Consider the following 13,564-nt stretch of genomic DNA (forward strand, 5'->3'; position numbering starts at 1 on the left):
GTTGTCTTATTTGCCTAAAGCACGATTCTTGAGTTTACCTATTATACCTGTAAAGGTGTAAAAGCTTCACAAACCAACTAAAAACTATGTTTGCCTATATTTTATTATTTTTCACACTTCTCCTTGCTCCTACAGAATACACAGAGGAGTGGAAAAAAATAGCCTCCAAAGATGGCGTAGAGGTATATGTGTTGCACAAACCGTCCAAGATTTCCAGTTCGGTAAGTACCGTAGTGAAGCTTAAAAACACAAACTCGTACCAAGTTAAGGTAATTTTCAACCTTTCCATTACTTGCGGACACAGTAGCGAGGCTAAAGCACAGGGGAAAAAATCGGTCATTTTAGCTCCAAACGACGAATCATCACTCCATCATTACAAAGCCTGCCAGAGCAATGGAGCTACAGAAGCCACCATAAAGCTCCTAGAATTTACCGTGACTTCGCTTTAAACTACTTTTGCCTACTCCAAAGTTGCTTCAACAAAATATGTCGGATGTAGGGAATAATTATTTTTTCTATTGTCTTTTGTTATTAATGCATTATATTGATGCTGATTAAAAGCCAATAAGCTTAATTATTCAAAAAGCGAAGATTTTAATGAAATGAGGCAGACATTAGACCAAAACAAGGTAGTATTGGAGCGGATGTATGGGAAGACCGATTACTTCTCTGAAATCAATCCTAAAAGGCAAATTTATATCCACCATAGCGTTTCCCATCCCAACCCTAGGCAAGTAATACAAAGTTGGAGAAAAAGCTCTTATCGTAAAGGAGCGGCATTTGTGATAGCAGGAAAACCTTACGAAAACGAGACTTCTTATGAGGACGGGACTATTTTTAGCGCATTCTCTTCCAAATATTGGGCTTTGCACCTTGGAGTTCACAATGAGAAAAACGAAATTCCCAAACGATATAAAAACAGGACACATACCAGGTTCTTAGAAAAGTATTCCATTGCTATTTCTATTTGCAACGCAGGAGAGGTAACTTGGGAAAGTGGTAAATTCTATTCAGCATTTCGGACAGTTGTGCCCGACACGGAGGTGATAGAATATGTAGACGGCTACAGAGGGAAACGTTTTTTCCATAAATATACCAAAGCACAAATCGAAAGCTTGAGGCAATTATTGGTTTTCTTGTGTAACAAATACGATATTCCTGCCAACTATCAGCCAGATATGTGGGAATTGAGTGAAAATGCTCTTTTGGGAAGATTCGGGATTTTCACATTGGCAAGTGTCCGTACCGATAAGGTAAGGTGTCACCCTCAACCCGACTTGGTGGAGATACTGATGGATTTACACAAAGATGCCGTGATGCCAGAAGACCAAGCAAAGCAGCAAGCCGTTGGCGAGGCAACAACATAAAATGTAACATTATAAATATCACTTTTTCAAAAGGGCAAGGGAAACTTTGCTCTTTTTTTATACCTTCAATTTTCCCTTTCATCTACATTTTAACAAGGATTAAGGCTTTTTAGACTGGGGAAATGGAAAATATCACATAAATTGCATAATTAAATCATTTTTCATCTTAGACAAAAAACGTAATCTTGGCGTCTGGTATTAGTAACTTTTGTGCAATACCACTATGAATCGTTAGCTTGTTTAATAAAATTACTATAATATGAACTTTGTAAAGCAACCCAAAAATCTACTAGCAGCACTAATCTTATTCCTATCCATCAATATTGCTACACATGCAGAAGGAATTGCTTTCGAGGAAATTTTGGGGGAAGAAAACTGGAAAGAAGTACTAAGCAAATCATCTGAAAATGAGAAGTTGATTTTTGTAGACCTCTACACAACTTGGTGCGGGTACTGCAAAATGATGGATAAAAATGTGTTCAGCGACGAGGGTGTTGGGAGCTACTTCAACGAACAGTTCATCAATGTAAAACTTGATGCCGAAACTGAGTTTGGGGCAAAGCTGACTACAGAAAACAAAGTCTCAGGTTTTCCAACCTATTTATTTGTAGATAAAAATGGAAACACGGTAAAAACCGTAGTTGGCTATATGGAAGCCGAAGAATTTTTGAAAGCAGGGAAAGGCTCACTTACTCTTTGGAAAAACTTCAGCGAGCTAGACGATGCCTACAAAAAAGGTACACTCAAAAAAGAACAAGCGAGCGAATACTTAGCCGCATTGAAAGAGAAAGGACTTGAAGACAAAGCGATAGAAGTTGCCAATAGTTTCGTAAAAAGCTTTAAGGAAGATGATTATAAACATGAGGCTAACAATGATTTAGTACTGTATGCGGGCTATGACCTAGAAGGGACAGCTTTTAAATATGTGTTGGATAATAAAGACTCTTTTGATGCCGACTATTTGAAGTCTTTTGTAGAAGCAAGCTACAATCACAACTTGATGAACGCGATAGCTACGCAAGATGTAACAGTAATAGATAAAATCGTGGAGAAAATTGTAGCTTATAACTCTGAAACTGATGATGAATTAGCTCAGGGAGAGTTTTATACAAGGAAAATTTTTTATTTCCAACTTGGCGAATGGGAAAAATACTCAGCCTTGATTAACGATTACAGGAATGAATACGCAAGCACCGATGATGAATTTTTGTTTAGAGAGGCATATTCTATTATTGAAAACTCTGAAGACAAAAAAGGGCTTGAACTAGCAATAAGCTGGATTGAAGAAACTGAAAAAGAAAAACCTGAGTTTAAAGTATTTTTATTGCACTCGTATGCCTTAGGAATGGTTTCCGAATTTGAAGAAGCCTTGGTTTATGCTAAAAAAGCGGAGGATATTGCGGCAAATGAGGAAGAAAAGCAAACAATAAATGAAGTATTTGGTCTGCTCAACAAAGCTATGCAGGCAAAATAACTCTTTCAATAGCATTAGATTGGCAGAATATAGTTTTTGCCAAATAATCGTATTTTTGAGCCCAGTTTCACTGGGCTTTTTTAGTTTTTGAACTTTTTGGGTCTAAAGCGGATTTATACTAATTTACTTATAAAAGGACGCATAAGGTTCGTCAGCTGATATGACATTGTCGGAGGCAAAAAACGCAGGCTTAGCAGCGCTAAGGCAAGGCTTTTTAACGAACGAGAAGGACATAGCAGTCAAAAGATTAAGTGTCATTTTGTGAGTATATTAGTATTAAAGCTTAAAAAATAGTAGGAATGGAACGAGTAATAGTAGGCATGTCGGGTGGAGTGGATTCGAGTGTAGCAGCTTATCTGCTCAAAGAGCAAGGATACGAAGTAGTGGGCTTATTTATGAAGAACTGGCACGATGAGTCGGTGACGATAAGTAAGGAATGCCCATGGCTAGAAGACAGCAACGATGCGCTGATAGTAGCCCAAAAGCTCGGTATTCCCTTCCAAGTAATAGACCTTAGCACCGAGTACAAAGAAAAGATTGTGGATTACATGTTTGCCGAGTACGAGAAAGGCAGAACTCCCAATCCTGATGTGCTCTGCAACAGGGAAATAAAATTTGATATCTTTTTAGAAAAGGCTCTTGCACTGGGTGCTAAATATGTGGCAACGGGCCATTATTGCCGAAAAAGCAGCTTTGAAAACAAAAATGGTGAGGTAATCCACCAACTGTTGGCGGGCAAAGATGACAACAAAGACCAAAGCTATTTTCTATGCCAGCTCAACCAAGCGCAACTTTCCAAAGCACTTTTCCCAATAGGCGAACTGGAAAAATCTGAAGTAAGGCAAATTGCTCGTGAACAAGGGCTGATCACTGCAGAGAAAAAGGATTCCCAAGGCTTGTGCTTCATTGGTAAGGTGCGCCTACCTGAGTTCCTGCAACAGCAACTCAAGCCAAAAAAAGGGCAGATCATTGAAATGGATAGAGAGGCTGAAGTATTTAAGCCGGTAGAGCTAGCTGTTTCAAGCGAAAATGCGTTTGACCAAACCGATTTAGAAGCTTTAGCTGAGCCTTTTGCTTTGCAACCTGAGCTTGGAAAAGTGGTTGGTGAGCACCAAGGAGCACATTATTTCACCATTGGCCAACGCAAGGGGCTGAATGTAGGGGGAACTCCCGAACCACTTTTTGTGATAGGAACAGATGTGGAAAAAAATATTGTTTACACGGGGCAAGGCTCGGATCACCCTGGGCTTTATCGCCAAGCTATATTCTTAAAAAAAGAGGATATACATTGGATAAGACCAGATAAAGAACTGCAAATTGGGTTTTCGGTCAACTATCTTGTTCGTATAAGGTATCGCCAAGACCTAGAAAAAGCTACGCTATACGCCACCGAAAAAGGAATATTTATCTTGTTTGAAAAACCACAGCGTGGAGTAGCGCCAGGGCAGTTTGCCGCTTGGCACGAAGGCGAAGAGCTAATTGGCTCAGGCGTTATTGATTAGATTTTGCCACTTTCCCTTTGTTAGTCATCACGAAGTAAATGAAATCTTCAAATACTTGGATGCCTTTCAAGTATTGCTTCACAGAAATCCTTTCATTGGTCCCGTGAATGCAAGCAAACTGGCTGTTATCCATAAGCATGGGCATTATCCCAAAAGTGGGGATGCCCTTTGCTCTAAAAAAGCCATTGTCCGAAGTAGCAGGCAAAAGCATAGGAAGCACCTCAGCATCCGTATAATTTTTCTGGATAGCATTTTTAAAATAAATGAAAAAATCATTTGGGTTACTCATGGGAGCGTCTACACTTTCCCCTATAATAGACACATCTATTTTCCTCCCAAACCCTCTCAACAACCCTTTTAGCTCTTTCAGAAAAGCTTCTGTGCTTACGCCGGGCAGCAATCGGCAATCGAGCGTAGCAGATATTTTATTGGCTATTTGATTTGCTGGCCCTGGAGGGTTCATTATTTTGGTAATTACAATAGTATTCGTACTAATAGCCAAAGTATTTGGATCGGCTATGAGCTTCTTTTTAAGTACAGAATTGAGAGGACCTCTGCCTGCATTTCTGAGCGCCATTCCTTTTAACCCAGTTTCAACCTTGCCTAGTTCACGCAACATTAGGATGTTTGCAGGCACAAATTGCACCTTCGGTTTTCTTCGAGTAAGTGCATAAAGCGAAGCCAGCATAGTTTTGTTGGCATACCTGCTAGGAGGTGCTGCACCATGTCCATACGCCTTCGATTTTAGGTCAAGCTTGAGCCACAAACTCTTTTTCTCTGCAACCGAAACCCCAAAAACAGGTCTTTCAGGATCGGCACTGAGTACACCTTTCATTCCTCCTCCGCCTTCGCCAAATACCACTACGGCATTCAATTCATTCAAATACTGGTTTATAATAATTTCTGCACCATTTTGTCCTCCAACTTCTTCCCCCGAAACACTTAACAGCGTTATATTATAAGCTAAATCAGCCTTTTTTGCGGTATCAACAAAAGCTTCCATAGCAGCTAATTGCATTGCACCAAGCCCTTTGCAATCGAGCGCTCCCCTAGCCCACACGGTATCATTTGCAACCATCCCGCTATAAGGATCATATTTCCACAAACTTTTATCACCAGCCTCCACTACATCTATATGATTTAACAAAATCACATTCGGCTTGCCTTCGCTTAGCGGATAAAGTGAAGCGGCAAAATTATACCTGCCCTGCTCTTGGGTAAAAGTTCGGATATGAAGCCCCATTTCGGCAGCCTTTTGGGCAAGAAACGTCCCTGCCTCAAGCTCATTTCCTGTTACCGATGGAATCTGTAGATACTCGGAAAGAAGCCTGACTGCCTCGTCTTCAGTAGTAGATTGCGCAAAACTCCCTGCAAAAGAGAGAATGCTAAGTAGTAAAATTAATAGTGTAGCTTGCTTTCTCAAAATGCCCGTTAATTAAAAATTTGCAATCAGAATAGGATTGAAAAACTCCTCCAATTTAATGAATTATCGCCTCAGTTATGAGGAGGCTGTTTTATTTAACAATTCTTTTATTTAAAACGGGTTATTAGGAATTTTGGCGTAATGTACCAGTACTATTTACCTGAATTGGGAAAACAAGCTAAGCAACTGATTTGAGGAAGGATAAATGGTAGGGAGTAAAAATAAAATGCCCGGGATTTCCCGGGCACTTTGTCTGTTGTTCATTGAACAATTAAACCAATTTGCTCTTTTATTAGTCTACTTTTACTACTAAGTATTTCGACGTTTCCCAAAATTTTTCAGGATCAAGGATCACTAAGCTAGAAAGGGCTTTTCCACCATCTTCAGCTTCTATTTTATACGATCCGTTAGGGTGAGCTGTGATAAGCTCTGCCTTTTTACCTGATATTGGGATAGACCTTGTTTCAGTTATATTTATCTTGTTAAATGCTTGAACACTAGCATCACTGTTTATCTGAGCAGATTTTCCAATTCCTAAGAATCCACCGTCTTTTACAACTACGTTGTTTTTGATAAGCTCTTTGCTAGAGCCAGTAGCATAATAAGCAGTGTTTAGCTCAGTAGTTTGCTCAGCAATCATCGTTGCTTTTTCTGTAAGCATGCTATCTTGAAGCGCATTGGCCAATGCCATTTCCTCAAGTTTTCCATTCAAATCTTGGATAGTGAAATCCATGCTCTCAAGTTCTGTTTTCAACATTGCTATAGAAGAGTCACGGCTAGAAAGCTGTACTTCATAATCTTCTTTAAGCGCTGCTATCGACTTTTTCAACTTAGAGTTTTGATACCAAGAACCTTTCAGTTTTTCGTCCAATTCTGCTATTTTTTCACGGTTTTGCTCCATAAGTGAATTGATCACCTGAATGTCTTCCGATATTCTCTGACGTGCATCTACGTCCATGTTTGCTCTGTCACCATTTCCAAGCTCTATATTTTGCTCGCGCTCCCTAATTTCCATTAGGTTTAAGCTTATCTGGTTGAATTCTTCCATAGCAGATACAAAAACAGAATCCTGCTCACTGATTTCCGAAACAAGTTGCTGGTTCTTGCTTCTTAACAATTCTACTTCTTGTACCAACTCTTTGTCTTTACAAGAAGCGAGTGTAATTACTGCTAAAAAGATAATACTAACTTTTTTCATCGTTTTATAAGATTTAGTTAAATCCATTCTATTTGCGTAACTCCTATTAGAAAGGTCGTGCCAATTCCCAAAAAGTGTGTTTTTCGAGCTGAGAAAGGGGATAGACTACAGAATTATGGAGGAGAACACTACCAAAGTGTAGAGTTATTCAACAGAAATGAGGAAAAAAGTGGATACAACCCAAATGAATTTCGGGAGAATCAAACTCAGCCTCTATCTTTATGGTTTAGAATAGGTATTCTCATAGATTAAGAAAAGGTTGAAAACCAGTTATCATTATATACCCAAAAAGCAGAAGGTCCAAAAGTACTGGTATCCTTACCAAGGGACAGGCACGCCCAGTGGAAAACACCATTATAGTTATACCTATAATTACGACTGGCTAAAAAAAGAAGAAAACATACTTGACAGTTGTAAGATAAGTGTATTCCAAGAATTGAAACTGACGGAAAACCAGCTTGAACTAGTTCAGGAGAAAAAGACAAACACCTTCCCCCTTTCTCACCTAAAAAATATTTCCGTGAGCTATAGGTACATCATGCTGCCTATTATTATCGGTGGAATACTCGCGCCGTTTTCATTGGTAGCTATTTTTGGAAACCATGCCCAAGGCTGGTCTGGTATAGTTGGGCTTTTTGCCGGGGTCATGCTTTTGTACTATGGATTCAATGGCTCATACCAACTGGTGATAGAAATGACACATAATACATTTACGACCTTTATAGGTGAGCAAAAAAACGAAGTTGAAGGTTTTGTCCAGAGGATGAAAAGTAAAAGAAGATGAAATCTGCATAAGCTTTAATAGCAAGAGCTTGATTACGGGCAAAAAAACAAAATAATTTTTGCTTCATTAAAGCACTTATTTACAGTAAATTACATTCTCACATCATTTCACACAAAGCATTATTTTAACTTTTTTATGAAAAGAAGTTTGCACAAAAAAATAATTGATATAATTTTGCATCCTCAATCGAGTAATACTCTTGTCCGATGGTGTAACTGGCAACACGTCTGGTTTTGGTCCAGAAGAGTCTAGGTTCGAGCCCTAGTCGGACAACTTGCTAAAATTACTTGATAAAAATAGAAGGAAATGGTCTAAACTGATCGTTTCCTTTTGTTCTTTTAAAAGACCTTTGACTTTAGTCAAATACTAAAAAGACCTCATGTCCACCGTTAAAATCTTTTCCGCTTCGGCTTCAAAATATTTAGCCAAAAAAATATCACATTCCTACGGAAAAGATTTGGGAAAAGTAACCCTCCAGCGATTTAGTGATAATGAAATAGGTCCTTATTACGAGGAATCTATAAGAGGGGTCGATGTCTATATCATCCAATCTACTTTTCCACCCGCAGAAAATATGATGGAGCTTTTGCTGATGATAGATGCAGCAAAAAGAGCCTCGGCAAATACCGTAACCGTTGTATTGCCCTATTTTGGCTATGCCCGACAAGACAGGAAGGACAAGCCAAGGGTTGCAATTGGTGCTAAACTGATAGCTAACTTGCTAACTGCTGCAGGGGCAAGCAGACTAGTTACTTGCGACCTCCATGCCGACCAAATTCAGGGCTTTTTCGATATTCCTGTGGTTCACTTACAAGGTACGGCTATTTTTATGCCTTATATTGAGTCATTAGAACTAGAAAACTTTATCTTTGCAGCCCCAGATATGGGAGGGGTCAAAAGAGCCCGAAAATATGCTAAGCATTTCAAGACTGATATGGTCATTTGTGACAAGTACAGGACCAGAGCAAATGAAATTGCTTCCATGCAAGTGATAGGTGATGTGACTGGTGCCCATGTGATTTTGGTAGATGACATGATTGACACAGCAGGAACACTCACTAATGCAGCAGACTTGATCATGGAAAAAGGGGCGCTGAGCGTAAGGGCAATTTGTACCCACCCTGTTTTGTCTTCGGATAAAGCTTACGAACGAATAGAGAACTCGGCTCTTGAAGCTTTGGTGGTAACAGACACAAAGCCATTGAGGAAAAAGTCGAGCAAAATAAAAGTACTTTCTGTAGCCGACCTTTTTGCGAAAGCTATCAGGAAAATAAATGACAACGAGTCTATCAGTTCATTGTTTTTGGATTAATTATCCTATAAAAAATACTTCATTATACTCTCGGGATGAAGAAAGCAAACTGAGTACCGAGACATTTATTCATATATTTTAAAATTGCTATAGTATGAAAACTATTGAAATTGTAGGTTACAAAAGAGACGGTCTAGGAAAAGGAGATTCTAAAAGGCTAAGAGAAAATGGTGATGTACCATGTGTATTGTACGGAGGTGAAGAAAACGTTCACTTTTATGCTCCAATGATGCTTTTTAGAGATTTGGTTTATACTCCAAATGTTCACTTTGTAGAGCTAAACATTGAAGGAAAATTATACAAAGCTATCCTTCAAGATCTCCAAGTACACCCTGTAAGTGAAGTATTGCTACACATCGACTTTTTGGAGCTTAACGAAACAAAAGAGATCAAAATGGAGATCCCTGTTAAATTCACTGGATCTGCTCCTGGCATCTTGAAAGGTGGTAAATTGGTTACAAAGCTTAGAAAGCTGAAAGTACGTTCACTTCCACAACATATGCCTGAGTTTATCGAGGTATCTATCAATGGTTTGGAGTTGGGTAAATCAGTAAAAGTAAGTTCACTTAAGGCTGAAGATTACACTATCCTCAACAACGAAATGGTAACCATCGGTACTATCGAGATTCCTAGAGCTCTTAAAAGTGCTCAAACAAAAGCTGGTGACTCTGAAGACGAAGAATAGTCATTATTGTTACAAATTATATAAGGAATCCCGGTTTTGCCGGGATTTTTTTTGTTTCAATACCTACCAGAATTTTATTAATGCGCTTGGCTATGTACTTTTGGAAGCATTTGACCTAAAACGTGTAGAAAAATTAAGACTAGATAAAGATGGATCTGGATCAACTGAGAGATCGAATTGACAATATTGACACCCAGCTACTAGAGCTCCTGTCCCAACGGATGCAAGTGGTGAAAGATGTGGGCGAGCTTAAGCGGGCGCAAGGCTCAATTATCTATCGCCCAGAGCGTGAAAAAGCGATAATTGATCGTCTTTCTTCGCTCAATAAAGGATTACTTACCAGAGCTGCCATTCAAGATATCTTCTTGGAAATATTTGCAGTGAGCAGAAACCTTGAGCTTCCTGAGCGCATTGCCTATTTGGGTCCTGAAGGAAGTTTTACTCACCAAGCAGCAGAAAGCAGGTTTGGAGCAAACAGCGAATATATTTCACTAAGAGATATAAAATCTGTTTTTGAAAATGTGGAAACAGAGCGGGTAAGGTTTGGGGTGGTACCGTTGGAAAATAACCAACAGGGAACTGTACCCGAAACCGTAGATATGCTTTGCAGCAAGGACGTCAAAATAGTGGCAGAAATTCCTATGGCTATTCACTTTACCTTTGCTACCAAAGAGGAAGATCTTTCAAAAATCACTAAAATCTACTCGAAAGATATAGCTTTCAGACAGTGCCGCAATTTTATAAATGAGTATTTTGATGCTTCAGTTTCCGAGGTAGAAGTAGCTTCTACTTCTAAGGCAGCGAGACTAGCATGCGAAAATGAAGGCAGTGCGGCTATTTGCTCTCATATAGGCGCTAAGCTCCACGGCTTGCCCGTGCTATATGAAAACATAGAAGACAGTTCTTACAACATGACCCGTTTCTTGATTATTAGTAAGAACATCAAAAATCAGAAAGGTGACGCTGATAAGACCACGGTAGTCCTTAAAACACCGGACACACCTGGTTCGTTGGCTGTGCTTCTAGATGAATTCGAGCAAGAAGGGATCAACTTGAGCAAGTTGGAAAGCCGTCCGGCAAGAGATGGAACGACCTTCAAATATTGGTTTATCGTTGATTTTGATGGCCATTATAAGGATGAAAACATCAAAAAAATCTTCAAAAGACATAAAGAAGACCTCAAGTTCCTAGGTAGTTATGTAAAACTTTGCTAGCAAACTTGAAGAACTTTTCCTTCAACTATTGCAAAAATAGCATCACCGGGTTTGGCAGAAACACCTACAAACCCGGTGAATTTTCCAAATGCAGGCATAATTCCCATTTCCTTCCCAAAATAAAAACAAGGCAACTGCAAGTGTTGTCGCCCTGCCCCTCTCAGCTTTACCGAAGGATGAATATGCCCACAAAGATTATAACACCCTTGTGGAATTTCATCTATAGAAAGTGGCTCATGGCTCAAGACCAATCTTCCTATAATATAATAAGGTAACCCATGAGCTTTAAGCTTTTGGGGTAAGCTATCCATACTGTGCACGTCGTGGTTTCCAACTATCAATTCGAAGGAAATATCCTTCATTTCTTCAAGCCAAAGGCTTAAAATCCCCCACTCATAGTTAGCACGGCTGTGAAACATATCGCCTAACACAAGTACTTTTTCTGCACCCAAAGCTAAAATGGTTTTTTTGAGAGTTCCAAGGTCGGCTAAATGAACTGTAGGCGGAAGTGCTAAGCCCTCCTTTCTGAAATGGCCAACCTTTCCAAAGTGCAAGTCAGCAAGTAACAACATCTTCTTGCTAGGTAAGAAGATGCATTTTTGCGGCAAGAGCCAAAGCTCTTCTCCATAAATGAAATGTTTGATATATATATGTGACATATAAAAAGAAACTCCACTGTCGATTTCCAAACTCCCTTCTTCCTCAAAGTAAAGCTGAAATTATCCCAAATAATCTTCCTCTATTCTCATGACCCACCTAGACTCCCTACCCTTCTAAGATTATTCATCCAAAATTTTCTTTGCTGGTCATATAGGAAGCTTGTTTTTGAAGCGTTAACAAGACTATAAGCAAAAGAATAAGACGTGATAAAATCCGTTATTAGTCTGATTTCTAAAGTTACGAGATGCCGTTTAATTAAGCATTCTATTCAGCTGTGAATATTTTGTTCTTTAAACAAGAAGCTATTTGTAGTCAATTGTTTCAGTAAGATTTGAAACCAGTAGTTAAAGAAAAACTAATATAATAATGAGGAATAAGATGAAATTTTTACTCTGTATAGTTTTGTCCTTGTTCATTTTGGGAGCTGAAAGTTCGATGGCTCAGACCAAAGACAAGGCGAAGTACAAACAATATAAGACAGAAGGGGATACCTATTTACAACAAGGTGCACTGCTCAAAGCAAAAGAGGCATATACTACTGCACTAAACAACAAGCCTAATGATAAATATGTAACGGCTCAATTGGCAACGGTTACTACATCTATTGAAACAAAATACAAAGAAACCATTGCCCTTGCCGATCAGAAATTTGGCAAAGGGGATTACCAAGCAGCCCAGAGCAAATACGAAGAAGCACTAACCTTCAAGCCTAATGATAGCTATGCAAAATCTCAAATAGGCGCATGTAATGTTGATTTGTCAGGTACTTTTGTCAAGAACTTTGGCGGTCGTAGCTACGATGAAGCCCGCGCAGTAATTCAGACAAAGGATGGTGGTGTAGTAATTGCCGGTCGCTCATCCCCAAGTACATCCAGTAATACAGATATGATCATTCTTAAACTTGACCGCGATGGCAACAAAGTTTGGGAAACAAAAATTGGTGGTGACGAGACTGATGAAGCAAAAGACGTAATTGAAACAGCCGATGGAAATATCATTGCCGTAGGCCATTCTGACTCTTACAATGGTCAGCCTGGCATGAAAGATATGTGGGCAGTGAAAGTGGACGGAAACGGAAGTGAGGTATGGAACAAAACTTTTGGTTCGGACATGTCCATAGATGAAGCGAGTGCGGTAGTTGAGACTGAAAGCGGTTTCCTTTTAGTAGGCAATTCTTTTGTTGAAAGCTCTTTGGACATCAAAGCATTGATGATAGACAAAGACGGAGAAAAAGTATGGGAGAAAACATATGGCGGTGCTGCCAGTGAAGAAGGTTCTGATGTAATTTCTACTGAAGAAGGCTTTGTAATTGTTGGCAACACCGAATCGAAAGGTAAAGGAAAATGGGACATTTGGTTATTGAGCATCGATAAAGAAGGAAACCAGCAATGGGACATGACTTATGGAGGTGGAGATAACGAAACTGGAAACTCTGTAATACAAACTACAGATGGAGGCTTACTGATTGCTGGTTCTACTTACAGCTTTGCCTACGCCAGCCAAGATTTTTGGTTGATAAAAACTGACAATAAAGGAAAAGAAGAATGGAATAAAGCTGTTGGCGCATTGGCTGCCGAAGAAGCTTTCACAGTGAAAGAAACAAAAGAAGGTAGTTTCTTGGCTGTTGGTTTCCAAGAAATTTGGAACGAAGAAGAACAAGCGGTTAGTTCAAAAGGATATGATATATTCATGGTTAGCCTTGACCCTAAAGGCGAAAAGCTTTGGGAAAGAAATATAGGTGGCGATAGTGACCAAAGAGGGTTTGATGCTTTGATTATGGAAGATGGTGGAATCATCGTAGTAGGGATGACCAAAATTGACCCAAAACAAGGTGTTGATATCTTGGTAATAAGGGCAAATAGCTCTGGAATGGTAGCCCCAGTAAAATAAATTTTCTAGTATTCATTTCACTCATTGATGGTGTAAAGCCAGCTCCTTTGGGAGC

Annotated in this window: 12 protein-coding genes and 1 tRNA gene; 10 read left to right on the top strand and 3 right to left on the bottom strand. The window is 39.4% G+C overall.

The annotated features are described in order from the left end of the window. The first annotated feature begins 86 nt into the window (after positions 1 to 86). From R9C00_22490 to mnmA, 4 genes are all read left to right on the top strand, one after another. On the top strand, positions 87 to 449 hold the full coding sequence (locus tag R9C00_22490; GenBank protein WPO34473.1) for a hypothetical protein: 363 nt from the start codon (positions 87 to 89) through the stop codon (positions 447 to 449). A gap of 153 nt (positions 450 to 602) precedes the next feature. Next, positions 603 to 1,367, top strand: a complete 765-nt coding sequence (locus R9C00_22495) for an N-acetylmuramoyl-L-alanine amidase (protein WPO34474.1) — start codon at positions 603 to 605, stop codon at positions 1,365 to 1,367. A gap of 259 nt (positions 1,368 to 1,626) precedes the next feature. After that, entirely contained in the window at positions 1,627 to 2,841 is a 1,215-nt protein-coding gene (locus R9C00_22500; GenBank protein WPO34475.1) for a thioredoxin fold domain-containing protein, read from the top strand. 299 nt (positions 2,842 to 3,140) lie between these two features. Continuing rightward, positions 3,141 to 4,343, top strand: coding sequence for a tRNA 2-thiouridine(34) synthase MnmA (gene mnmA / locus R9C00_22505; protein ID WPO34476.1), 1,203 nt, complete (start codon positions 3,141 to 3,143; stop codon positions 4,341 to 4,343). On the opposite strand, the gene R9C00_22510 is transcribed toward mnmA, so the two are convergent. Then, positions 4,333 to 5,766 (bottom strand): M20/M25/M40 family metallo-hydrolase, encoded by a 1,434-nt coding sequence (locus R9C00_22510; protein ID WPO34477.1) that lies wholly within the window; start codon positions 5,764 to 5,766, stop codon positions 4,333 to 4,335. The two genes, mnmA and R9C00_22510, sit on opposite strands and share 11 nt — an antisense overlap. 292 nt (positions 5,767 to 6,058) lie before the next feature. Then, on the bottom strand, positions 6,059 to 6,964 hold the full coding sequence (locus R9C00_22515) for a hypothetical protein (protein ID WPO34478.1): 906 nt from the start codon (positions 6,962 to 6,964) through the stop codon (positions 6,059 to 6,061). Positions 6,965 to 7,223: 259 nt separating this feature from the next. Here R9C00_22515 and R9C00_22520 point away from each other — a divergent pair, with 259 nt between their 5' ends. The 5 genes from R9C00_22520 (at position 7,224) to pheA (ending at position 10,959) form a co-directional block, all read left to right on the top strand. Next, positions 7,224 to 7,748 (top strand): hypothetical protein, encoded by a 525-nt coding sequence (locus R9C00_22520; GenBank protein ID WPO34479.1) that lies wholly within the window; start codon positions 7,224 to 7,226, stop codon positions 7,746 to 7,748. Positions 7,749 to 7,948: 200 nt separating this feature from the next. Continuing rightward, positions 7,949 to 8,021 (top strand) — tRNA-Gln (locus R9C00_22525). 106 nt (positions 8,022 to 8,127) lie between these two features. Continuing rightward, complete coding sequence (locus tag R9C00_22530; GenBank protein WPO34480.1) at positions 8,128 to 9,060, top strand: ribose-phosphate pyrophosphokinase; 933 nt, start codon at positions 8,128 to 8,130, stop codon at positions 9,058 to 9,060. Between the two features lie 94 nt (positions 9,061 to 9,154). Next, on the top strand, positions 9,155 to 9,745 hold the full coding sequence (locus R9C00_22535; GenBank protein ID WPO34481.1) for a 50S ribosomal protein L25/general stress protein Ctc: 591 nt from the start codon (positions 9,155 to 9,157) through the stop codon (positions 9,743 to 9,745). A gap of 149 nt (positions 9,746 to 9,894) precedes the next feature. Beyond that, positions 9,895 to 10,959 (top strand): prephenate dehydratase, encoded by a 1,065-nt coding sequence (gene pheA / locus R9C00_22540; GenBank protein WPO34482.1) that lies wholly within the window; start codon positions 9,895 to 9,897, stop codon positions 10,957 to 10,959. Here the strand turns inward: pheA and pdeM are convergent. Further along, on the bottom strand, positions 10,956 to 11,618 hold the full coding sequence (gene pdeM, locus R9C00_22545) for a ligase-associated DNA damage response endonuclease PdeM (protein WPO34483.1): 663 nt from the start codon (positions 11,616 to 11,618) through the stop codon (positions 10,956 to 10,958). The two genes, pheA and pdeM, sit on opposite strands and share 4 nt — an antisense overlap. A 379-nt stretch (positions 11,619 to 11,997) precedes the next feature. On the opposite strand from pdeM, the gene R9C00_22550 reads away from it, so the two are divergent. After that, a complete protein-coding gene (locus R9C00_22550; GenBank protein WPO34484.1) occupies positions 11,998 to 13,509 on the top strand; it encodes a hypothetical protein in 1,512 nt (503 codons plus the stop codon). The last annotated feature ends 55 nt before the right edge of the window (positions 13,510 to 13,564 follow it).

This window comes from Flammeovirgaceae bacterium SG7u.111 (assembly GCA_034044135.1).
In the GTDB taxonomy this organism is placed as follows: domain Bacteria; phylum Bacteroidota; class Bacteroidia; order Cytophagales; family Flammeovirgaceae.